The 23,505-nt window shown below is 56.7% G+C and carries 21 protein-coding genes; 13 read left to right on the top strand and 8 right to left on the bottom strand.

Annotated elements, in window-relative coordinates; all coding sequences use genetic code 11:
* The first annotated feature begins 12 nt into the window (after positions 1-12).
* The 6 genes from catC to benD all read left to right on the top strand — a co-directional run bounded on the left by catC (position 13) and on the right by benD (position 5,080).
* A complete protein-coding gene (gene catC / locus ABLV75_RS05035) occupies positions 13-303 on the top strand; it encodes a muconolactone Delta-isomerase (RefSeq protein ID WP_004101911.1) in 291 nt (96 codons plus the stop codon).
* Positions 304-372: 69 nt separating this feature from the next.
* Positions 373-1,299: a catechol 1,2-dioxygenase gene (catA, locus tag ABLV75_RS05030; RefSeq protein ID WP_004112858.1), complete on the top strand. Its 927-nt coding sequence runs from the start codon at positions 373-375 to the stop codon at positions 1,297-1,299.
* A gap of 104 nt (positions 1,300-1,403) precedes the next feature.
* Positions 1,404-2,786, top strand: a complete 1,383-nt coding sequence (locus tag ABLV75_RS05025) for a Rieske 2Fe-2S domain-containing protein (RefSeq protein WP_004101913.1) — start codon at positions 1,404-1,406, stop codon at positions 2,784-2,786.
* Entirely contained in the window at positions 2,786-3,271 is a 486-nt protein-coding gene (gene benB / locus ABLV75_RS05020; RefSeq protein ID WP_004101914.1) for a benzoate 1,2-dioxygenase small subunit, read from the top strand. Before ABLV75_RS05025 ends, benB begins: the two co-directional genes overlap by 1 nt.
* A gap of 9 nt (positions 3,272-3,280) precedes the next feature.
* Positions 3,281-4,297 carry a benzoate 1,2-dioxygenase electron transfer component BenC gene (benC, locus tag ABLV75_RS05015; protein WP_004101915.1) on the top strand — a complete coding sequence of 339 codons (1,017 nt, stop codon included), beginning with the start codon at positions 3,281-3,283 and terminating at the stop codon, positions 4,295-4,297.
* 9 nt (positions 4,298-4,306) lie between these two features.
* Positions 4,307-5,080, top strand: coding sequence for a benzoate diol dehydrogenase BenD (benD, locus tag ABLV75_RS05010; RefSeq protein ID WP_004101916.1), 774 nt, complete (start codon positions 4,307-4,309; stop codon positions 5,078-5,080).
* Here benD and yddG read toward each other — a convergent pair.
* Positions 5,077-5,955: an aromatic amino acid DMT transporter YddG gene (gene yddG, locus ABLV75_RS05005; protein ID WP_004101917.1), complete on the bottom strand. Its 879-nt coding sequence runs from the start codon at positions 5,953-5,955 to the stop codon at positions 5,077-5,079. The genes benD and yddG overlap by 4 nt on opposite strands.
* Before the next feature lie 226 nt (positions 5,956-6,181).
* Between yddG and fdnG the strand changes: the two genes are divergently transcribed.
* From fdnG to araJ, 5 genes are all read left to right on the top strand, one after another.
* On the top strand, positions 6,182-9,229 hold the full coding sequence (gene fdnG / locus ABLV75_RS05000) for a formate dehydrogenase-N subunit alpha (protein WP_142447902.1): 3,048 nt from the start codon (positions 6,182-6,184) through the stop codon (positions 9,227-9,229).
* An 11-nt stretch (positions 9,230-9,240) separates the two neighbouring features.
* The gene (gene fdxH, locus ABLV75_RS04995; RefSeq protein WP_004101920.1) at positions 9,241-10,125 is read left to right on the top strand and encodes a formate dehydrogenase subunit beta; all 885 of its coding nucleotides are present in this window, start codon (positions 9,241-9,243) and stop codon (positions 10,123-10,125) included.
* Positions 10,118-10,774: a formate dehydrogenase-N subunit gamma gene (fdnI, locus tag ABLV75_RS04990; protein ID WP_004101923.1), complete on the top strand. Its 657-nt coding sequence runs from the start codon at positions 10,118-10,120 to the stop codon at positions 10,772-10,774. The genes fdxH and fdnI overlap by 8 nt, the downstream gene beginning before the upstream one ends.
* A gap of 391 nt (positions 10,775-11,165) precedes the next feature.
* Complete coding sequence (locus ABLV75_RS04985; protein WP_023320917.1) at positions 11,166-11,507, top strand: hypothetical protein; 342 nt, start codon at positions 11,166-11,168, stop codon at positions 11,505-11,507.
* A 385-nt stretch (positions 11,508-11,892) separates the two neighbouring features.
* A complete protein-coding gene (araJ, locus tag ABLV75_RS04980) occupies positions 11,893-13,044 on the top strand; it encodes an MFS transporter AraJ (RefSeq protein ID WP_048257949.1) in 1,152 nt (383 codons plus the stop codon).
* 16 nt (positions 13,045-13,060) lie between these two features.
* Here araJ and ABLV75_RS04975 read toward each other — a convergent pair whose 3' ends face one another.
* From ABLV75_RS04975 to adhP, 7 genes are all read right to left on the bottom strand, one after another.
* Entirely contained in the window at positions 13,061-14,152 is a 1,092-nt protein-coding gene (locus tag ABLV75_RS04975; protein WP_047719852.1) for an alkylhydroperoxidase domain protein, read from the bottom strand.
* A gap of 9 nt (positions 14,153-14,161) precedes the next feature.
* Positions 14,162-15,151, bottom strand: a complete 990-nt coding sequence (locus ABLV75_RS04970; RefSeq protein WP_004112887.1) for a putative FMN-dependent luciferase-like monooxygenase — start codon at positions 15,149-15,151, stop codon at positions 14,162-14,164.
* Positions 15,148-16,752, bottom strand: coding sequence for an ABC transporter ATP-binding protein (locus ABLV75_RS04965; protein WP_348854897.1), 1,605 nt, complete (start codon positions 16,750-16,752; stop codon positions 15,148-15,150). The genes ABLV75_RS04970 and ABLV75_RS04965 overlap by 4 nt, the downstream gene beginning before the upstream one ends.
* Entirely contained in the window at positions 16,749-17,600 is an 852-nt protein-coding gene (locus ABLV75_RS04960; protein WP_004101938.1) for an ABC transporter permease, read from the bottom strand. Before ABLV75_RS04960 ends, ABLV75_RS04965 begins: the two co-directional genes overlap by 4 nt.
* Positions 17,597-18,541: an ABC transporter permease gene (locus tag ABLV75_RS04955; protein ID WP_004101940.1), complete on the bottom strand. Its 945-nt coding sequence runs from the start codon at positions 18,539-18,541 to the stop codon at positions 17,597-17,599. Before ABLV75_RS04955 ends, ABLV75_RS04960 begins: the two co-directional genes overlap by 4 nt.
* A gap of 10 nt (positions 18,542-18,551) precedes the next feature.
* Positions 18,552-20,174, bottom strand: coding sequence for a TIGR04028 family ABC transporter substrate-binding protein (locus tag ABLV75_RS04950; RefSeq protein ID WP_004101942.1), 1,623 nt, complete (start codon positions 20,172-20,174; stop codon positions 18,552-18,554).
* Between the two features lie 294 nt (positions 20,175-20,468).
* Positions 20,469-21,479 carry an alcohol dehydrogenase AdhP gene (gene adhP, locus ABLV75_RS04945; RefSeq protein WP_004101944.1) on the bottom strand — a complete coding sequence of 337 codons (1,011 nt, stop codon included), beginning with the start codon at positions 21,477-21,479 and terminating at the stop codon, positions 20,469-20,471.
* A gap of 257 nt (positions 21,480-21,736) precedes the next feature.
* On the opposite strand from adhP, the gene ABLV75_RS04940 reads away from it, so the two are divergent.
* Both ABLV75_RS04940 and ABLV75_RS04935 read left to right on the top strand, forming a co-directional pair.
* Complete coding sequence (locus tag ABLV75_RS04940) at positions 21,737-22,336, top strand: inorganic diphosphatase (protein WP_004101946.1); 600 nt, start codon at positions 21,737-21,739, stop codon at positions 22,334-22,336.
* Between the two features lie 197 nt (positions 22,337-22,533).
* Positions 22,534-23,502, top strand: coding sequence for a helix-turn-helix domain-containing GNAT family N-acetyltransferase (locus ABLV75_RS04935; RefSeq protein ID WP_004101948.1), 969 nt, complete (start codon positions 22,534-22,536; stop codon positions 23,500-23,502).
* Positions 23,503-23,505: the final 3 nt, after the last annotated feature.

The following is a 23,505-nucleotide window of genomic DNA, read 5'->3' as shown; positions in this document are numbered from 1 at the left end:
TGGAGGATTTTTATGCTATTTAAAGTCGATATGACCGTGAATATTCCGCTGGGGTTTCCTGCCGACGAAATTGAGGAAATTAAGCAGCGAGAAAAAAAGTATTCACAACAACTTCAGCGTGAAGGTAAATGGCGACATATCTGGCGCGTCGCCGGACTTTACGCCAATGTCAGTATTTTCGATGTAAAAGATGCTGAAGAGCTGCATCAAATTTTAATGGCTCTACCGTTATATCCCTTTATGCAAATTCGCGTGGAGGCGCTCTGTCGTCATCCCTCCTCGATTCGCGAAGACGACCGTTAATAAAAATAATAACTAACCTCGCGCCGAAACTATTCGGCGAATATCCTACAACGATAAGTGAGAAATATTATGAGTAATGCATTCGTACAACAAGATGCTGTGCAACATTTATTGCGTGAAAGTGCAGGTTTAAATGCAACCGGCGGCGACGAACGTTTTAAAACGATTGTTCATCGTCTGCTGGAAAACATCTGCACGCTGATTGATGACTATAATGTCACTGAAGAAGAGTTCTGGCATGCGGTGAATTATCTGCATGAATTAGGCGGCCGCCAGGAAGCGGCACTGCTGGCGGCGGGCCTCGGCCTTGAACACTTCCTCGACCTGCGCCAGGACGCTATTGATGCCGCAGCGCAGCGGGAAACCGGCACTCCTCGTACTATTGAAGGCCCGCTGTACGTGGCGAATGCGCCGCTGGCAGACGGGCATACCCGCATGGATGATGGTAAAGATGCGGGGGAGGTGATGTGGCTTTATGGCCAGGTTCGCGACACCCAGGGCCACCCGATAGCCAACGCTATCGTTGATATCTGGCATGCCAATACCCTCGGGAACTACTCTTTCTTCGATCAAAGCCAGAGTGAATATAATCTGCGCCGCCGCATTCGCACCGGCGCCGATGGCTGCTATAGCGTGCGCAGCATTATGCCATCCGGCTACGGTTGCCCGCCGGATGGGCCAACGCAAAAACTCCTTGACCAGTTGGGGCGTCACGGTAACCGTCCGGCGCATATCCATTTCTTCGTTTCCGCGCCGGGTCATAAACATTTGACCAGCCAAATCAATCTCAACGGCGACAAATACCTGTGGGATGATTTCGCGTTCGCTACCCGCGACGGCCTGATTGCCGATCCGGTAAAAGTCAGCGACCGCGAGCTTATTCAGCAGCGTGAGCTGGAAGGCGAACATACTGAAGTGCGCTTTGATTTTACCCTGTGCAAAGCACTTAACGCCGATGAAGAACACCGCGGTACGCGCCTGCGCGCGCAGGAGTAGCGCGCGGCGTTAATTCTCTTCTCCGGCCAGGTCGTGGCCGGAGAATAAAGCGAAATTCCGACCTCACAGTTTTCTATTCCTGAATTATGCAGGAGGGCCGACTCATGCAAAAAATGTTCACCACATTAAAAGATAAAATCACCAATGCATTAATTGTCGATCGTGAAAAGCATATTTATCGCTGCCATCGCTCAATATTTACCGATCCGCAGCTATTTGATTTTGAAATGAAGCATGTTTTTGAAGGAAATTGGTTGTTCCTTGCTCATGAAAGCCAGATTGCGCAGCCTGGGGATTATTACACCCTGACTCTTGGGCGCCAGCCGGTAATAATAACTCGCGACAAAAAGAATGAACTGCATGCGCTAATTAACAGCTGCGCCCACCGCGGGGCGATGCTGTGTCGCCGTAAAACCGGTAATAAAAGTTCCTTTACCTGTCCATTTCACGGCTGGACATTCAGTAATAACGGCAAGCTTTTAAAAGCCAAAGATGAAAGTACCGGCGGTTACCCGGAGACTTTCAAGCATGAAGGCTCCCACGATTTAAAGAAACTGCCGAGGTTTCAATCGTATCGCGGCTTCCTTTTCGGCAGCCTGAATGCCGATGTACAGCCGCTGGAGGCGTACCTGGGCGAAACCTGCAAAATTATCGACCTGATCGTTGACCAGGCGCCGGAAGGGCTGGAGGTGCTTAACGGATCATCGAGCTACGTTTATGAAGGCAACTGGAAGCTGGGGGCGGAAAACGGTGCTGACGGCTATCACGTTAGCGTGGTCCACTGGAACTACGCTTCCACCATGTCGCGCCGCAACTACGAAGCGGAAGGGACGCACGCGGTAGACGCAAACGGCTGGTCGAAAAGCGTCGGCGGCGGTTACGGCTTTGACAATGGACATATGCTGTTGTGGACCCGGGTGCTGAACCCGGAAGTGCGGCCGGTCTACGAACATCGTGAACGGCTGCAGGCGGAATTCGGCCAGTCCCGCGCCGAGCAGATGGTCAACGAAACGCGCAACCTGTGCCTCTATCCAAACGTCTATCTGATGGATCAGTTTTCGACGCAGATCCGCGTGATACGCCCCATCGCGGTGGATAAAACCGAAGTCACCATCTGGTGCTTCGCGCCGAAGGGCGAATCTGACCAGGCGCGGGCGCTGCGTATTCGCCAGTATGAGGATTTCTTCAACGTTAGCGGCATGGGAACGCCTGACGATCTGGAAGAGTTCAGCGCCTGCCAGCGCGGCTATCTCGGTGAGAATCTGGCATGGAGCGACCTCAGCCGCGGGGCGCTGCACTGGGTCGATGGCCCTGACGAACACGCTCTTCAGGCGGGCTTCAGGCCGCAGCTAAGCGGGGTGAAATCGGAAGATGAAGCTTTGTATATCGCCCACCATCATCACTGGCAAAACGTGATGCTGGCGGCGCTGGAAAAAGAGCAGCAGCGCTACGAGCAATCGATCACGCAACGCGTGGAGGTGGTCTGATGCTGACTCTCGAACAGGTTCGCCAGTTTCTCTATTACGAAGCCCGCCTGCTTGACGATCGTCAGTGGGATGATTGGCTGAACTGCTACAGTCCACAGGTGGTGTACTGGATGCCCGCCTGGGGAGATGACGACAAGCTTACCCGCGACCCTCAGCGCGAAATTTCGCTGATTTACTACCCGAGCCGCGATGGCCTCGAAGACCGGGTATACCGCATCAAAACGGAACGCTCAGGGGCCAGCACGCCGGAACCGCGCACCACTCATATGATCGGCAACGTTGAGCTGCTTGGCGAAACCGAACAGGGGATGGAGGTGCGCTACAACTGGGTCACCTACTGCCATCGCTATCAGCAGACGGATACCTGGTTTGGCTCTACCTGCTGCACGCTGATTGAAAGCGCCGGCAAACCGCAGATTATCCGTAAAACCGTGCGCCTGAATAACGATTACATCCGTCAGGTAATTGACGTTTACCACATTTAAGAGGCGTTTATGACCTTTAATATTGCTCTCAATTTTGAAGACGGCATCACCCGCTTTATTCAATGTCACGCCGGAGAGAAAGTTCTCGATGCCGCCTATCGTCAGCAGGTTAATCTGCCGATGGATTGTTCAGACGGCGTTTGCGGCACCTGCAAGTGCCGCTGCGTCAGCGGCGAATATGGTTTGGGCGATGAGTATCTTGAAGAGGCGCTCAGCGAAGACGAAGCCGCAGAGCGCCAGGTGCTGACCTGTCAGATGGTGCCATCCAGCGATTGCGTCATTGATGTACCGGCGGCGGCAGCCCAGTGCAAGACCGCGCTGGCAAGCCTGGGGGCGACGGTGAAAGCGGTCAATCTCCTGTCTGACACCGCCATTGAGCTGGAGATCGTGCTGGATGAGCCGCTGGACTTCCTGGCGGGTCAGTACATCAATATTCAGGTTCCCGGCACGCCGCAGGTGCGCGCCTATTCGTTTAGCTCTCTACCGGGCTCGCGTGAGGGGAGCTTTCTGATCCGTAACGTGCCCGGCGGCTTGATGAGTCAGTGGCTGACGCAGCGGGCCAGTCCCGGCGATCGTCTGACGCTAAGCGGCCCGATGGGCAGCTTTTATCTGCGCGGCGGCGAGCGTCCGCTGTTGCTGTTGGCGGGGGGCACCGGCTTAGCGCCGCTGCTCTCGATACTGCAAACGCTGGCTATGCAACGCAGCGCCCGGCCCGTCACCTTGCTCTATGGTGTGACCCGCGACAGCGACCTGGTGAAAACTGATGCGCTTGAAGCAGTTACCGGCCAGCTTCCCGCTTATCGCTGGCTGCCGGTGGTTGCCGATGCGCAAAGCCAATGCCCGCAGCGCGGTTTTGTGACCGACCATCTTAATGACGCAATACTCAACGATGGCGATGTGGATATCTATCTGTGCGGGCCACCGCCGATGGTCAATGCGGTATCCACGGCGCTGCGCGAGAGAGGCATTTCGCCGGCGGGGTTCTGGTATGAAAAATTCATCGCCAGCCAGAGTGCGGCGGCATAAGGAGCAACGATGCGATTTAACCATAAAGTCGTGGCCATTACCGGCGCCGCGCAGGGGATTGGCCGACAGACCGCAGAGCAAGCGGCGCGTGAGGGTGCGCGGCTGCTATTGATTGACCGATCTCGCTATGTTCACGAACTGGCGGCGGCGCTGAACGCCGCCGGTTGCCAGGCGCTGGCGCTGGAAGCCGATCTTGAACAATGGGAAAGTACCGAGCGGGCATTCGCCAACGGCGTGGCCCATTTTGGCCACCTGGATGTATTGATTAACAATGTCGGCGGCACCATCTGGGCGCGGCCGTTTGCGGAATATCAGCCGGATCAGATAGAGAAGGAGATTCGCCGCTCGCTGTTTCCGACCCTGTGGGGCTGTCGGGCTGCGCTACCGTGGATGCTGAAGCAGGGCAAGGGCAGTATCGTTAATATTTCGTCGGTGGCAACGGCGGGCGTGAACCGGGTGCCTTATTCCGCAGCGAAAGGCGGCGTTAATGCGTTGACCCGTTCGCTAGCCCTGGAATATAGCGCAAACGGGATCCGCATTAACGCCGTGGCGCCGGGGGGCACCGAGGCGCCTGCGCGCCGGACGCCGCGGAATGAGGAGCTGCCGTCGGCGCAGGAGCAGACGTGGTATCAGCAGGTGGTCGATCAGACGGTGGCGAGCAGCCTGATGCATCGCTACGGTACGCTGGCGGAACAGGCCAATGCCATCCTGTTTCTCGCCAGCGATGAGGCCAGCTACATCACCGGCGTGACGCTGCCGGTCGCCGGCGGCGACCTCGGTTAGCGCCGGGTCGCCTGCCAGCAGAGCAGGGAGCCAGCGCACACCATGCCGGCCCCCTGCCAGAACGACCACGAGAGCGCGGCGCTGAGCAGTACCGCCGCCAGCGCGGAGGAGAGCACCGGCGTAAAGTAGGAGGCGGCGGCTAACAGGCTGACGTTGCCGTGCAGGATGCCGACGTTCCACGCCGCATAGCCCAGGCCCAGGGCAATGGACAGCGCGATCAGTTTGACTATTACCGGCCAGCTAAAGACCATGGGCGGCTGTTCGCTGAACAGAAACTTTAGCCACAGGGTCAGGGCGGTAAGCAGAACAAACAGAGTGATGCCGTTTTTGCCTTGTGCATATTTAGCGGTGACCGTGCAGTAGGCCGCCCAGATAAATGCGCCGACGAACGCCAGAATATAGCTCAGCGGGCTGGAAACCACGTTGCTGATAATTTCGTCAATGTTCAGGCCATGCTCACCGCCTAATACCCAGGTGACGCCGAATAAAGCCAGCAATAACCCCGGGATAACCAGCCAGCTGCTTTTTTGATTGTTAAAGACAATGGCAAATAAAATCGTCAGGCTGGGCCACAGATAATTGACCATGCCCACTTCAATCGCCTGCTGGCGGGTTCCGGCTAGCCCGACCGACAGCGCGAGGCATATTTCATAACTGACAAACAGCACGCTGCCTGCCAGCAAATAAGGGCGGGGGATCTGACGTATTTGCGGAAAACCGACGGTAAAGATGAGCAAAAGGCCGCTCAGGCTGTAGATCATCGCCGCGCCGCCTACCGGACCAAGCCCTTCGCTTACGCCACGAATCAGCCCGACCATGGTGCTCCAGAGGACGATGGCGGCGAATCCAATTAGCGTGGCTTTTTTCTTCTCCATATTTAACCTGATGTTGGTTCAAACGCAGTCGGCTTTTATAACACTTTTTTTTCGCCCTCGGGGGATATTTTCCACAGCGCTTAATCCTAATGGAGTAATGAAATTCGACGCGGCTGACTATTAAGGGGGCATGGGGTCAGGACATTGATTTGACGCAAATAAAACAGGGTTATTGCTGTTAATTTCCACTCCCGCAATGAATAGACATCCCGCATGGAGGGGAACAATGGACGTCAGCCGCAGAAAGTTTTTTAAAATCTGCGCAGGCGGTATGGCCGGAACAACAGCCGCTGCATTGGGTTTTGCGCCCAAAATGGCCCTGGCTCAGGCGCGTAATTACAAATTGCTGCGCGCCAAAGAGATCCGCAACACCTGCACATACTGCTCCGTGGGCTGCGGGCTATTAATGTATAGCCTGGGCGACGGCGCGAAAAACGCGAAAGAAGCGATTTATCACATTGAAGGGGATCCGGACCATCCGGTGAGCCGCGGCGCGCTGTGCCCGAAAGGCGCAGGGCTGCTGGACTATGTCCATAGCGACAACCGTCTGCGCTATCCGCAATACCGCGCGCCGGGTTCGGATAAATGGCAGCGCATCTCCTGGGATGAAGCATTTACCCGTATCGCTAAATTGATGAAAGCCGACCGTGATGCCAACTTTATTGAGAAAAACGAGCAGGGCGTGACGGTTAACCGCTGGCTGTCCACCGGGATGCTGTGCGCGTCGGCGGCCAGCAATGAGACCGGCATGCTAACGCAAAAATTCGTGCGCTCGCTCGGCATGCTGGCGGTAGATAACCAGGCGCGCGTCTGACACGGACCAACGGTAGCAAGTCTTGCTCCAACATTTGGTCGCGGTGCGATGACCAACCACTGGGTTGATATTAAAAACGCCAATGTCGTGGTGGTGATGGGCGGTAACGCTGCCGAAGCCCATCCGGTGGGATTCCGCTGGGCGATGGAGGCAAAAAACAACAATGATGCGACGCTGATTGTCGTTGACCCGCGCTTTACGCGTACGGCGTCGGTGGCCGATATTTATGCGCCGATCCGTTCCGGTACCGACATTACCTTCCTGTCGGGCGTGCTGCTGTACCTGATCGAAAATAACAAAATCAATGCCGAGTACGTTAAACACTATACCAACGCCAACCTGCTGGTGCGCGACGATTTTGCCTTCGAAGATGGCCTGTTCAGCGGCTACGATGCCGAAAAGCGTCAGTACGATAAGTCTTCGTGGAACTATCAGTTCGACGAAAATGGCTTCGCGATGCGCGATGAAACGCTGCAGCATCCGCGTTGCGTATGGAACCTGCTGAAGCAGCACGTTTCGCGCTATACGCCGGAGGTGGTGGAGAACATCTGCGGTACGCCAAAAGCGGACTTCCTGAAAGTGTGCGAAGTGCTGGCCTCAACCAGCGCGGCGGACCGGACCACCACTTTCCTCTATGCGCTGGGCTGGACGCAGCATACCGTCGGCGCGCAGAACATCCGCACCATGGCGATGATTCAGCTGCTGCTCGGCAATATGGGGATGGCGGGAGGCGGGATCAACGCGCTGCGCGGGCACTCCAATATCCAGGGGTTAACCGATTTAGGCCTGCTTTCAACCAGTCTGCCGGGCTACCTGACGCTGCCGTCGGAACAGCAGGTTGATCTGCAAAGCTATCTCGCTGCCAATACGCCGAAGGCGACGCTGCCCGAACAGGTGAACTACTGGAGCAACTACCCGAAGTTCTTCGTCAGCCTGATGAAATCTTTCTACGGCGACGCGGCGCAAAAAGAGAACGACTGGGGCTTCCACTGGCTGCCGAAATGGGACCAGGCTTATGACGTTATCAAGTATTTCAATATGATGGATAACGGCAACGTCACGGGCTATATCTGCCAGGGATTCAATCCGGTGGCGTCCTTCCCGGACAAAAACAAGGTGGTCCGCAGCCTGAGCAAGCTGAAGTACATGGTGGTTATCGACCCGCTGGTGACCGAAACCTCGACCTTCTGGCAAAACCACGGCGAGTCGAACGATGTTGACCCGGCAGCGATTCAGACCGAGGTCTTCCGCCTGCCGTCCACCTGCTTTGCCGAAGAGGATGGTTCCATCGCCAACTCCGGGCGCTGGCTACAGTGGCACTGGAAGGGCCAGGATGCGCCGGGCGAAGCGCGCAACGACGGCGAAATTCTGGCCGGGATTTACCACCGCCTGCGCGAGATGTATCGCACCGAGGGCGGCAAAGGCGTCGAGCCGCTGCTGAAGATGGGGTGGCACTACAAGCAGCCGGATCGTCCGGAATCAGAAGAGGTCGCGAAAGAGAACAACGGCTACGCGCTGGCGGATCTCTACGACGCTAACGGCGCGCCGCTGGCGAAGAAAGGCCAGCTGTTGAACAGCTTCGCACTGCTGCGCGATGACGGTACCACCGCGTCGTCTTGTTGGATCTATACCGGCAGCTGGACCGAGCAGGGCAATCAGATGGCCAACCGCGATAACGCCGACCCGTCAGGTCTTGGCAATACGCTCGGCTGGGCATGGGCGTGGCCGCTCAACCGGCGCGTGCTGTACAACCGCGCGTCGGCGGATATGAACGGCAAGCCGTGGGATGCGACGCGAATGCTGATCCAGTGGAACGGCAGCAAGTGGGTTGGCAACGATATTCCGGACTTCAATACCGCGCCTCCGGGCAGCAAAACCGGGCCGTTTATTATGCAGCCGGAAGGTCTGGGGCGTCTGTTTGCCCTGAATAAGCTGGCGGAAGGTCCGTTCCCGGAACACTACGAACCGATGGAAACGCCGCTTGGTACCAATCCGCTGCACCCGAGCGTGGTCTCCAGCCCGGTGGTACGTCTGTATGAAGAAGATGCCCTGCGTTTAGGTAAGAAGGACAAATTCCCGTACGTCGGCACCACCTATCGCCTGACCGAGCATTTTCATACCTGGACCAAGCATGCGCGTCTCAATGCGATTGCGCAACCGGAGCAGTTTGTCGAAATCAGCGAAGGCCTGGCGAAAGCGAAAGGGATCGCCAATGGCGATCGGGTGACGGTCAGCAGCATGCGCGGCTTTATTCGCGCGGTGGCGGTGGTGACGCGTCGTCTGCAAACGCTCAACGTCAACGGTCAGCAGGTGGAAACCGTCGGTATTCCGCTGCACTGGGGTTTTGAAGGAGTGGCCCGCAAAGGTTACATCGCCAATACCCTGACGCCGAACGTCGGGGATTCCAACTCGCAGACGCCGGAGTATAAGGCGTTTCTGGTCAACATCGAGAAAGCGTAAGGAGCGAAGCAATGGCGATGGAAACCCAGGACATCATTAAACGCTCCGCCACCAATCCGATCACCCCCGCGCCGCGCGCGCGGGATTTTAAGGCGGAAGTGGCAAAGCTGATTGATGTCTCCTCCTGCGTAGGCTGCAAAGCCTGCCAGGTGGCCTGTTCCGAGTGGAACGATATCCGCGATGAAGTCGGGCACTGCGTCGGGGTTTACGACAATCCCGCCGATCTGAGCGCCAAATCCTGGACGGTAATGCGCTTTAGCGAAACCGAGCAGAACGGCAAGCTGGAGTGGCTGATTCGCAAAGACGGCTGTATGCACTGTGAGGATCCGGGCTGCCTGAAGGCGTGCCCGTCCGCCGGAGCGATTATTCAGTACGCAAACGGCATCGTCGACTTTCAGCAGGAAAACTGCATCGGCTGCGGCTACTGCATTGCCGGATGCCCTTTTAACGTCCCGCGCCTCAATAAAGAGGATAACCGGGTCTATAAGTGCACCCTGTGCGTCGATCGGGTCAGCGTTGGCCAGGAACCGGCCTGCGTGAAAACCTGCCCAACCGGCGCGATTCACTTCGGCAGCAAGCAAGAGATGCTGGAAGTGGCCAACGAGCGTGTGGAAAAACTGAAGAAACGCGGCTATTCCCATGCCGGGGTGTATAACCCGCCTGGCGTCGGCGGCACCCACGTGATGTACGTGCTGCATCATGCGGACCAGCCGGAGCTGTACCATAACCTGCCGAAGGAGCCGCAGATAGATACCTCGATAAATCTGTGGAAAGGCGCGCTGAAGCCGCTCTCCGCCGTTGGCTTTATCGCCACCTTTGCCGGGCTGATCTATCACTACATCGGGATTGGGCCGAACAAGGAAGCGGATGACGATGAGGAGGAGCATGATGAGTAAATCGAAAATGATTGTGCGCACGAAGTTTATTGACCGCGCCTGTCACTGGACGGTGGTCATCTGCTTTTTCCTGGTGGCGCTGTCGGGGATCTCGTTTTTCTTCCCGACGCTGCAGTGGCTGACCGAAACCTTCGGTACCCCGCAGATGGGGCGTATTCTGCATCCGTTCTTCGGGGTTCTGATTTTCGTGGCCCTGATGTTTATGTTCGTGCGCTTTGTCCACCATAATATTCCCGACAAACAGGATATTCCCTGGCTGAAAGGGATTATCGAGGTGCTTAAGGGCAATGAGCATAAAGTGGCGCGGGTAGGGAAATACAACGCTGGCCAGAAAATGATGTTCTGGACGATCATGAGCATGATATTTGTGCTGCTGGTCACCGGGGTGATTATCTGGCGGCCTTATTTTGCCCACTATTTCCCGATTCAGGTTATTCGCTATAGTCTGCTGATTCACGCAACGTCGGCCATTATTCTTATCCATGCGATTCTGATCCATATGTATATGGCATTCTGGGTTAAAGGATCGATTAAAGGCATGATTGAAGGGAAGGTGAGCCGACGCTGGGCGAAGAAGCATCATCCGCGCTGGTATCGCGACGTGGAGCGCCTGGAAGCGAAAAGGGAAAATCGCGAAGGGCTGAAGTAAGCCTTAACGTATTACCCGTTCCGGTTAATGCCGGAACGGGGGTTAATATCCTCAGGGGCATCAATTAGCTCACCTCTGACAGCGTTGAAAACATTGTCTCATTTATTTATGCCCGGGCGCGCACTCTGACGGGCTCTCTTTTTCTGACGACAGATATTTCCCTTTTTCCCATTAAGCCAGTTGGGTCGCTATTTCAACGTAGCGCTATTAACGTCATTATCCGTTGTCTCTATAAAAAACGCTATCATTTAGGCGGATTCTTGCGTATTTTGCGCGGCGGCTTCCACAGAAAAGAAAATTACTGAAATTAATGTTATGGGTTGTCTTTACGCAGTGATAAAGAGTAAGCTGTATACGGCTCAAGGAAGTCCGGGTTATATTTGAGTAAAAAATGGAAGATACTAAATTAATAAAAATCATGCATGAAAGTGGCTTTACAGATAAGCAGATCGACAAGTTAACGGCGAGATATAAGACGCTTTTATACTGTGCCGTTGACGAAGCGGCATCGCGCTTGCCCAGGGCAATATTTGTCCATGTATTCGTTCTTTTAATTATCGGGATCGGCATCCTGAAAGCGGTCCATGAAGGGACCTGGCATCCTGCGCAACTCATTATTTTCGCGCTACCGCTGGTCGTCGCCTGTGGGGTATCGCATCACTTCGCTCCGCTAAGTGAGGTATACAAAGCAGCAAAGGTGATGAAAAAGATCAAACATCAGCAGGTTCACTAATTCACTCGCGGATGAAGCGTTAACGGCGACTGACTGCCCGAGGCAATAAAATCATGAAAGCCATGCTTCGCTATTTTTTAAAGGATATTTATGACGGCATTCGCACTCACGTAATATTAATCTGCGCAATAGTACTTACAGGGCTTATTTACCGGGCTTTCGATTTTGACGTTTGGTTCACGCCTGCCGTTGTCATTGTTATATTGGTTGCCCATTGGGTATTAAGCCAATTCAGGATTTAATGATTGCTGTTTTTATGAACGTTGGATATGAAGTAATCACGCTGTTTTATGGATAAACAGGTTACGGAAGGTTTTAAACTGGTTTACCGCCAGAGAATGCATAATAATGCGACCGGTAAAATCCATAACAAGTGATTAGATGTATGAAAAAGACTATTTTTTCGTTAGCGCTTGGCACTTTTGGTCTCGGAATGGCGGAATTTGGCATCATGGGGGTATTACCTGAAATTGCCCGTGATGTCGGCATATCCATTCCTGCCGCAGGCAACATGATTTCATATTATGCGTCCGGCGTCGTGATCGGCGCGCCGGTGATGGCGATATTCTCCAGCCGCTTTTCACTAAAATCAGTGATGCTGTTTCTCGTAGCGCTATGCATTATCGGCAACGCCATCTTCACGTTCTCCTCCAGCTACTCGATGCTGGCGCTGGGGCGCCTCATCTCCGGGTTTCCGCACGGCGCATTCTTTGGCGTGGGCGCGATAATTCTGTCGAAAATTGCGCCGCCAGGCAAGGTTACCGCAGCGGTGGCGGGGATGATCGCCGGGATGACCGTCGCCAACCTGCTGGGGGTACCGGGAGGAACCTGGCTTGGCCATCAGTTCAGCTGGCGCTATACCTTCCTGGCGATTGCGGTCTTTGACGTCGCGGTGCTGGTGTCCATCGCCTGGTGGGTGCCGACGTTATTTGATAAATCAACCACGCGCTTGCGCTCGCAATTTCATTTTTTAACCTCACCTGCGCCGTGGTTAATTTTTGCCGCCACCCTGTTCGGCAATGCCGGCGTCTTCGCGTGGTTTAGCTATATTAAGCCGTTTATGATCAACGTCTCCGGCTTCGGTGAAAGCGCCATCATAATGATTATGATGCTGGTGGGCCTGGGGATGGTTCTGGGGAATTTATTTAGCGGTAAAGTTTCCGCGCGCTACAGTCCGTTACGTATTGCCGCCGTGACGGATAGCGTTATCGTTTTGACCTTATTACTCCTGTTCCTGCTGGGTGAGAATAAAACCGCCTCACTAACCCTGGCGTTTATCTGCTGCGCGGCGCTGTTTGCCCTGTCAGCGCCGCTGCAAATCATGCTGCTGCAAAATGCCAAAGGCGGCGAGATGCTGGGCGCGGCGGGCGGCCAGATCGCCTTTAATCTTGGAAGCGCCATCGGGGCGCTGTTCGGCGGGATGATGATTACGGCCGGCCTTGGCTGGCGTTCTGTTGCCTTACCGGCCGCGCTGCTTTCGTTTCTTGCGCTCAGTTCACTGCTGATTTATGCCCGCTATCAGCAGCGTTCTGTCTGACGAAATCCGCAGGCGGCTAATCCTGCCACGGCTCCCCGAGGGTCAGCATTAACCGGTTGGCCCAGGCGAAGAAGGCTGCCGATTGCAGCAGATCCAGTTGGGCAAGGGTATCCAACTGTTGCTGCTCGACGGCCGCAAGGTGGCTCGCGTCCAGGGCGGGAGGGGTAACGGAAATCGCTGCGGCAAAATCAATGAGCGCCTGCCAGCGCGGCGTCTGCCCATCGCTCAGCTTCTCTCCCGGGGTCACCGCCAGCAGGGTCTCTACCGCCGTTTCATCTTTCGCTAACTGCGCGGCCTTGCGAGCATGCACCGAGGCGCAATAAATACAACCGTTGATTTTACTCGCTACCGTCGCCGCCAGCTCGCGTTCGGCGCGCGGCAGGCCGCCGGGAGTATAAAAAATCCCTTTATCGGTTAACGTACGCTGCTCCAGCACCGGCTGGTTGCGCGCCAGCAGGCGGAAGTAGGGCGAGTCGCTGTGGCCGAATTTCGCCAGCAGCGCCTGCTCATCCGGGGTAAATTCCGCCAGCGGTTTAGCCGCCAGCCAGGGTTCCCAGTGCAGTTCATCGCGGGTGAAGCGCGCCGGCGCGCGTTTACCGCTGAGGGTTTGCGGTGAGGTATGCCAGAATCCGGCTACGACCGGGGTCCCGGCAACCGGGGCGCTTTTACCGTTGAGCAGGCGTAGACCGTTCAGCAGACGACTCTGGAAGCTGACAAACGCAATCAGCTGGGCCAGCGTCACGATAGCGCGCGGGCTCCATCCGGCACGGGTTAATGCCTCCAGAGCCGAAGGCGTGGCTTCTACCGGCGCGAAGGTCAACAGCCGGGCAAAGGCCTGCGCCGGAACCAGCCGCGGCGAGGTAGGGTCGGCAATCCCAAACCCGGCATAGTGGGCGGCCAGCGCATCGCTCTCATGCAGCTTTGCTACCCTGGCGGCAATGGCAAAACGTTCGTCGAGCGGAAAGTCGTTATCCTGCTGACCGAACAGCGCTTCATAGCTTCCCTGAGCATGATGGGTGGCCGCCTCGCGCACGGCTCTCGCCGCCGCTAAGGCGGAATCGGGGGCAATTTCTGCCAGTTCGGCCAATATATCCTGACTGAGCGTCATGGTGACTCCTTATCGTATCTGCGGGGCAATATGCTGAGCGATCAGCTCAATGGAACGAAGCGTGTCGCGGTGCGAGGGTTCAACGGAGTGCACCTGGAACGAAATATCGGTTACCCGCTGCAGGACGCTATCGCGCCCCAGCGAAGCGGCGACGTGCTGCGGGTCGCCAACGTGCGCGTCAAGCTGCGGCAAAAAATCAGTGACAGTGTCACCAATAATATGATGACCTGCGGCGCGATGCTGGGCCGCCTGCTGGCGCAGACCGGGTTCAGCGACCTGTAGCGCATACTGCTGGCTATCGGCGACAAAGGCCGTCCGCGAGGCGAGGATCCGTGGCTCGACGCCCGGCGGCAGCGCGGCGAGATAGGCGTCAATAATCGGATTCTGGATAGCGTCCAGTGGCAGCGTGGGCTGCCCTGAAGGACGCGGCTGGGTACGCGAAAGCATCAGGCCGTGTCCGGCCTGAGCCGCGCGCACCGCGCCCTCAACGGAAAAGGTGGCAATCCAGATACGCTCCGCCAACTGCGGTGCCTGGGGATAAAGATGATTATCCGGATGCGAAAGTGAATCTCCGCGCCAGGCGCTTTGAATCAGATGCAGGTGTTCGGCAAAGACTGCGCTGCGCTGGTCGATGGTCAATCCAAAGGGTAAAAACGAGGTCGGCGTGCCGCCAGACCCGAAGCCCACTTCCAGTCGTCCATCGGCGAGCAGATCCAGCACCGCCGCATCCTCGGCAACCCGCAGCGGGTTTTCCATCGGCAGGGTGATAATGGCGGTTCCCAGGCGAATGCGCTCCGTATGCGCTGCCGCGTGGGCGAGAAAGACCAGCGGCGACGGCAGGCCGCCTTCGTGCTCATGAAAATGGTGCTGAGCGACCCAGGCGCTGTCGAAACCCAGTCGTTCGGCGTGGCGAATTTGTTCGGTAGCCAGCCGATAGCGCTCACCTGGCGCGACGTGGTCCAGCAGGCGAGTGAAAAAACCCAGTCGTTTACGCGTCATGCGACCTCCTTGTTCGAGGGGGAAAAGTGGGGAATAGCGGCAATAAGCTCGCGGGTATACTCATGCTGCGGAGCGCTGAACAGTCGGCCCACATCGCCATGTTCAATAACCTGGCCCGCCCGCAGTACCGTCACGCTGTGGGCGATACGGCGAACCGTCGCCAAATCGTGGGTGATAAACAGATAGGTCAATCCCAGCTGTTGCTGCAACTGCTGCAGCAAGGCGAGAATTTGCGCCTGGACGGTAACGTCCAGCGCCGAAGTCGCTTCATCGAGGACAAGGATCGTCGGTTCAAGGATTAGGGCGCGGGCGATAGCCACCCGCTGCCGCTGTCCGCCGGATAGCTCACGGGCGGTTCGCGACAGCAGCTCCGGCGCGAGCGCCACGCGAGCGGCGACCGTTTCGACGCGCTGGCGTCGTATTCCGGCGCTGAAGCGGTCGAAGTTCTTTAACGGCTCTTCAATGATTTCAAACAGCGTTTGCCGTGGGTCAAGAGAGGCAAAGGGGTTCTGATAGACAAACTGAATTTTACGCCGTAGCTGGCGGAGCGCCTCCCGACTGAGATGCCCGGCATCAATACCATCGATGGCAATCTGGCCGCTATCCGCCTTTTCGAATCCCAGCAGGATCCGCGCAAGCGTCGTTTTACCAGAACCGGACTCGCCAACCAGCGCGTGCGTGCAGCCGCGCTTAACCTCAAAAGTCACGGCGTCCAGCGCCTGCAAATGCGCCCGGCCTAATGAGAAGCGCTTGCTGATGTCGTCGACGCGAATCGCCGGCGTAGCCAGTACGCGACCGCCGGCGGGAGCCATGGTCAGCGCCGGGTCGTGAAGATCGCTGAGCAGCTGGCGAGTATAGGCATGCTGCGGCGTCCGTACCACATCGCGGGTCGCGCCTTGCTCCTGAATTTCGCCATGACGAAAGACCAGCAGGCGGTCGGCACGTTCGGCTGCCAGCGCCAGATCGTGAGTGACGAACAGCACCGCCGTGCCGGACTCCCGGCGCAGGGTATCCAGCAGATCGAGGATCCGCTTCTGTACCGTCACGTCAAGGGCGCTGGTTGGCTCATCAGCAATGATTAAATCCGGTTTCAGAGCGATGGCGATGGCAATCAGCACTCGTTGCTTCATGCCGCCTGAAAGCTGGTGCGGATATTGATCGAAGCGCTGCTCCGGGTGGCTCAGTCCAACCTTCGCCAGCAGCGCCAGTACCTGCGTTTTACGTTCCGCGGCGCTGCGTTTCTGATGGAGGCGCAGAATTTCACCTACCTGCGCGCAGATGGTTTTCACCGGATTGAGGGAGTTGCCTGGATCCTGGGGCACCAGGCTAATTCGCGCGCCGCGCAGGCCGTCGAGGCGTTTACCTGACCAGCCGCTAATGTCTTCACCGTTAATACTGATGCGCCCGCTGTCGCGCCGGGCATTCTCCGCCAGCAGACCCATTATCGCCTGGGCGGTAGTGGTTTTGCCCGAGCCGGATTCGCCGACGAACGCCAGCATTTCGCCGCGTTTTACCTGAAAACTGACGTTATGCACGACTTCACGCCATTCACTCTGCGAACGATAGCTGATGCGTAGGTTTTCTACGGTTAAAACATTCATCGGCGTTCTCCGCTAAATTGACGGCTAATACGATTGGCGGCAAGCACGACCGCAATCACCGCCATACCGGGAAGGGTCGTTAGCCACCAGGCGGTGGAGAGGTAGTTACGGCCTTCGGCGATCAGTAATCCCCACTCTGGTACCGGCGGCGGCGTGCCGTAGCCGAGAAAACTCAGGGTTGAGAGCGCCAGAACGGCCTGGCCGAACTGGAGCGTGGCGAAGGCCAGTACCGCGGTGAGCGAATTGGGTAAAATATGCCGCCAGAAGACGGCAAAAAAGGTGCCGCCGCTGCCGTAGGCCGCTTCGACGTAATCGCTGCGCCGTACGCGTACGACTTCCGCGCGCGCCAAGCGGGCAAAGCTGGCTATTGCCGCCACCCCGACCGCGACGGCGGCGTTGAGGGTGCCGAAGCCGAGCAGAATAATGACCGTCAGGGACAGCAACAGGGATGGAATCGCCAGCAGTACGTCGACCAGCCGCATGACGATCGACTCCACGCGTCCCGCCAGCGCGCCGGCCAGCGTACCCAGCGCGGTTCCGATGATCAGGCCAATCGCCACTGCCGCCAGCGCAGCGGAGAGCGAATGGGCAGCGCCGTAGACGATTCGACTCCACAGATCGCGACCAAGCTGGTCGGTGCCCAGCCAGTGACCCGCCTGGGGGGCCAGGCGCTGGGCGCCGGGGAAACCTTCCAACGGGTTATAAGCGGTAAACAGCTGCGGGACAACGGCCATTAGCGCAGCAACGATCATAATCGCCCAGGCCAGCAGCAGGCCGGGCTGGAAGCGTAGCGTGCGCCAGTCTGGCGAGCGGCGGCGGGCGGCGATTGCGTAATCAACCAGACTCATAGCGTACCTCCCTCAGCGGTTTTCAGGCGCGGGTCGAGCAGCGGCATCAGCAGGTCGACCAGCAGATTAATCAGGACAAAACCAAGGGCTGAGATCATCACCACCGCCTGCAGTACCGCGATATCCTGATTATTGACCGCCTGCTGCGTCAGCAGACCCAGCCCGCCGCGGCCAAACACGGTTTCAGTAATCAGAGCTCCGGCGATCAGTTCCCCTAGCAGCAGCCCGGCCATATTGAACACCGGTAGCAGGGCATTGCCGGTAACGTGCCGCCACAGCACGCCGGTCTCGCTCATGCCTTTAGCACGAGCAACGGCCACAAACGGCAGCGCGGCGACCTGATCCAGACTGCGCATCAGAATCTGCGCCAGCGGAGCGGAAATCGGTACCGCGACGGCGACGACGGGCAGAATGAGTCCCTCAATCGGTCCCGGATTGATCACCGGTATCCAGCGCAGCTGAAAGGAGAAAAGCTGTATCAGGGCGATAGCGAGCCAGAACGTCGGCAGGGAGATAAACAGCACCGGCAGCGATTGCAGCGTATTGCTTAGCCAGCGCAGACCCGGCAGCCGTGAGGCGAAGGCGAGGGTAAAAGCCAGCGCCACCGCCAGCGCAAAGGCGGGGAGCGCGAGGCTTAGTGTCTGCGGCAGATTGCTGGCGATCAGCGCGCTCACCGGCAGTCCGGCCTGCAGCGAATAACCAAAATCCCCGCGCAGCATGGCGAAGAGGGTGTGGAGATACTGCTTCCACACCGGGCTATCGGCCCCCCAGGCGAGGCGCATTTCGGCGATCTGCTCAGGGCTGAGCCCCAGATCCGGATTCTGAAACTTGATCAGTACCGCATCGCCGGGCAGCACCTGTAACAGGATGAAAGAGAGGGTAAATGCCGCCCATAGCACCAGTAAACCCTGGCCGGTTCGCCGCAGAAGATAATGGCTCATCGCAGGCTCCTCAGTGCTTTTCCAGCCACGCGCCATAGAACGACGGGCGGCCTACCGCTTCAAAACTGACGCCTTTCACCCACGGGGCGCCGGCGAAGACCTGCGGTTCTTCAAATATCGGGATCACGTAGGCATTATCCAGCAGATAGCGTTGGGCATCGCCGGTGAGCTGGAGCCGTTTTTGCGGTTCAACTTCGGCTGAAATCGCGCTCAGCAATGCGTTGAGCTTATCGTCGCGGAACCCCTGTACTTTGTCGCTGGAGCCGCCTTTTTGCAGCAGCGCGTCGCGGTTAGTGGGGAAAAACATGCTTTTCACCACGTCGGGGTCGGCGCGGCCCACTTCCGACACGGTGAGCGGCGTTTTCAGCGGATCGAGGTTATCCAGCGTACGGCTGCCGGCATCGCCGGCTTTGACCGCCAGCGCGATGCCGACCTGACGCCACTGCTGAGCGACAAGCTGCAAAACTTCTTTATTTTGCGGTTGCGGCAGAGATTCATAGACGGTTAAGGCCAGCCGCTGGCCATCTTTGACCCGAATACCATCGGCAGCCGGTTTCCAGCCTGCATCATCAAGCAGTTGTTTTGCTTTGGCCGGATCGAAAGCCAGCTTGTCGCTGAGGTTAACGTACCCGGCGGCGGTACTGGCGACGACGGAGGTCGCCTGCGGATAGTTGGCGGAGAACAGCGTTTCGACTACCTGCCTGGCGTCGGTGGCGTGCAGCAGCGCCTGACGAACGCGCAGGTCGGCAACCAGCGGATTATCCGGCCGGAAGCTCAGGCTATCGTTAACGCCGCGCGTGGGGGCAGCATAAATTTTAAAGCCTTGCCCGGTGGCCTGCTTTTCATCGTAGGCCTGTACCTGACGGATAAAATCAGCCTGGCCCGCCAGCAGAGCGCCAATGCGCACGCCATCTTCAGGGGTAACGATGTAAGTGATGCCATCGAGATTAGCTGGCCCCTGCTGGGTGAGATTTTTCGGTCCCCATTGATAATCTTTGCGCGCGACCAGAGTGAGTTCGCGCCCCGGCTTTTCATCTTTTACCGTAAAAGGTCCGGAGCCAATAATATGGCGGGCATCGCCCAGCTCTTCAAAATTACGCGCCAGGGTACTGAGGGATACCAGCCCGGAGCCGATGGTGGCGGTGCCCTGCAGAAATCCCGGCGAGGGCTTTTTAAAGTAGAACTTTACCGTCAGCGGATCGATGACTTCGCTGCGATCGTAGTTATTAATGACCTCAGACACCGGCAGGCGGTGCGCTTTATCACCGAGGCCGTAGGTATCAAAGTTTTTGGCGACCGCCCTGGCGTCAAGCGGGGTGCCATCTGAGAAGGTCACCCCGGGGCGAAGCTTAAAGGTATATTCGGTTTTATCCGCGTTGGCGCTCCAGCTTTCGGCGATCCACGGCTCCACCTGCAGCGTTTTCGGGTTCTGCCAGGTGAGCTTATCGGTTATTTGATTAAGAATGCCGCCGTTGGGGTAGAAGCCACCGGCCGGTGGGTAAAGATTAGTATGCGGCTGCTGCTCCAGATAGATTAACGTACCGCCTTTAACCGGGGCGTCGGCGGCCCAGGCGGAAAACGCGCCGGTTAAAAATAGCGCCGCCAGCGCGGGCAGGCGAAAACGGATGTGCATGGTGAATTCCTTTGTTATCTCTTGTTTAGTCATCATCGGGCGCGCGTTTTAACAAAGGAAGTAAGGATTTGCGCTAAGCATTTGCGTAAAAAGCATTTATATCCTGCATACCACAGGCTGCGCATAGCGGGGAGAGCGTTGTTAATGAAGGTGGTAGCCGGTTCGATATTTATCGGCTGAACGATGATGAGCGTAAGAAAGGATTTCTGCCGGGCATCATGTAAATATGCGCAGCAGAGCTACGTGCATAAGGGGATAAATGGAACCTCTCCCGTAGCGAGAGAGGCGAGAAAATTAACGGCGGAAATCAATCACCATACGACCGCGAATTTGTCCCTGTTCCATCTCCTTAAAGATGGCGTTGATATCACCCAGCGGGCGCAGGGTGACCTTCGGTACCACCTTACCCTCGGCGGCAAACTGGAAGGCTTCGGCCAGATCCTGGCGCGTACCCACCAGAGAACCAACCACCTCGATACCGTCCAGTACCAGGCGCGGAATATCCAGGCTCATGGCTTCCGGAGGCAGGCCGACGGCCACTACGCGTCCGCCGGCGCGAACCGCATCCACCGCAGAGTTAAACGCCGCTTTGGCGACCGCCGTCACGACTGCGGCATGGGCGCCGCCGGTTTTCTCGTGGATAATTTTGGCCGCGTCTTCGCTGCGGGAATTGATGGTCAGATCTGCGCCCATTTCTGCGGCCAGTTTCAGCTGTTCATCATTAACGTCAAGGGCGATGACCTTGGCGTTAAAAACGTTTTTCGCATATTGCAGGGCCAGGTTACCCAACCCGCCGAGGCCATAAATGGCGATCCACTGGCCGGGTTTGATATGGGAAACTTTTACCGCTTTATAGGTGGTGACCCCTGCGCAGGTGATGCTGCTGGCTGCCGCAGAATCAAGACCATCCGGCACTTTGACCGCGTAATCGGCAATGACGATACACTCTTCGGCCATCCCGCCATCAACGGTGTAGCCCGCATTTTTTACCGAACGGCACAGCGTTTCGTTACCGCTGTTACAATATTCACAGTGACCGCAGCCTTCGAAGAACCATGCGACGCTGGCGCGATCGCCCGGCTTGAGCGAGTGCACGCCAGGGCCGACCTGCTGCACCACGCCCACGCCTTCATGGCCCAGAATGACGCCGGTTTTATCGCCAAAATCGCCGTTCTTAACGTGCAGGTCGGTATGGCAGACGCCGCAGCAGTCCATTTTTAAAAGGGCTTCGCCGTGCTGTAATGGGCGAAGTGTTTTTTCCGTAACATTGACCTGATGATCTTGCGTGACGACGGCAGCTTTCATTCTGTTCTCCTTATTAAACATAAGCGTATTAACACAATATTTGTTTTTACGCATGTTAACCAATAGCTTAAATTGCCAATAAATCAAGGTAATAATAGATTTTTATGCTGGTTAAAGGTTCCTTTTGTTTGTTTTTCGAACAGTTTTTCTTATGTTTCTGCGCGTCATATTTATGTCACTTGCATGTCATGAAATTTTCATCCGCGATCTCTATCGTTCTGTTTTTCAATTTCTTATTAACGTAGAGCGACATGACAATGCATCTGGCGAAAACCCTCCTGGCCGCAGGCCTTCTGCTTTCTACCGCCGTTGAGGCGCAAAACGTGCTGGATTTTCCGCAGCCGAACAACAACCCTGAAGAGTTTTACGCCGTAACCGAAATCCCGGCAGGCGGCATTATCAAATACGAAACGGACGCCAAAACCGGCTTTCTGATCGCCGATCGTTTCCAGTCGATGCCGGTGGCCTATCCGGCTAACTACGGCTCGCTCACTCAATCGCTGGCAGGGGATGGCGATCCGCTGGACGTGGTGTTTTATACCCGCGCGCCGATGGCCCCGGGAACGCTGATTAAGCTGCGCGCGATTGGCGTGCTGAAGATGATTGATGGCGGCGAGAAGGACGACAAAATCATTGCCGTTCCGGCAAGTAAAATCGATCCAACCTACGATGACGTGATTAACATCAGCGATCTGCCGAAAATTGAGCAGGAGCGTCTGCAGGCTTTCTTCCGGGTTTACAAACAGCTGCCGGACGGACGCAAAAAAGTCGAGCTGGACGGCTTTAACGATGCCGCCGCCGCGAAACAGGAAATCAAAGCGGCATGGGAAGCGTGGAAAGAGAAAAATCCGCAATAAGTACAAAAGCGGGTAAAGCCGGCAGGCGTCTTTTTCCCCGCAAGGTGGGTATCGGCATGGTGTCACGCGCGAGTAAAGTGCGAGCATTCACCCCGTTCAGTTGAGGCCAGTTCAGGGAGGAGGCAACACGGCGGCTTGACAGCACGCAGCAGAAAATGGTTGTATCATGCAACTATTTCTGACAGAGCTGACCTCAGATGAACTCACCCGCGCTTGTTGATGAAATTCGTACCGCTTCCCGCCTGATGGTGCGTGAACTGGGCTTTATGAGCACCACGCTGGCCGCTACGGCGTACTCACCTTCGGCGGTACATACGCTTGTGGAAATTTCTCTACGCGGCGCGATGACGGCCGCTCAGCTGGTGCAGATCCTGGGGCTGGAAAAGTCTAGCGTCAGCAGGATGCTTTCCCGTCTGCTTGCCGCCGGGGAACTCCGGGAAAAAACGTCCTCCCGCGACGGGCGGATTAAGCAGCTTGCGTTAACGGCGCAAGGTGCGGCGACGGTCAAAAAAATTAACGCCTACGGCGCTATGCGGGTAGTGGATGCGCTGGAACACCTGAGCGATGCGCAAAGACAGTGCGTCGCTCAGGGCCTCACAACCTGGGCCTGGGCGTTGGAAAAATGCCGCGACGTCGAGGCTACAGGCTCGAAAAAGACGATTGATATCGCTACCGGCTATCGGCCTGGAATGATTGGCCGCATAGCGCAAATGCACGGCGAGTATTATGCAAAACATTATCAGTTTGGTGCTTTTTTCGAGAGTAAAGTCGCCAGCGGGCTGGCGGAATTTTCAGCTCGTCTCGATAAACCGTGCAACCGTGTTTGGCTGGCCGTTCAGGGCGAGCAAATTGTCGGATCGGTAGCGATTGACGGCGAGGATCTGGGGAATAACCAGGCGCATCTGCGCTGGTTTATTCTCGACGATAGCTGCCGGGGTAGCGGCATTGGTCGGCGCCTGCTGAGCGAAGCCATGGCTTTTTGCGATAGCCGGGACTTTGCATCAGTACAGCTATGGACCTTCAGCGGCCTGCACGCCGCCCGCAGGCTGTATGAATCCTTTAGTTTCACGCTGGATAAAGAGTGGCAGGGCGAACAGTGGGGCAGGACGATGACCGAGCAGCAGTTTAGTCGAATCAAACCGCGACCGGCGACTCATACTAAGTAAAAT

The sequence above is a fragment of the Klebsiella sp. CN_Kp066 genome (genome assembly GCF_040065135.1).
GTDB lineage: Bacteria > Pseudomonadota > Gammaproteobacteria > Enterobacterales > Enterobacteriaceae > Klebsiella > Klebsiella oxytoca.
The sequence above is the reverse complement of the archived record's forward strand: the minus strand, read 5'-3'. Positions and strand labels throughout refer to the sequence as shown.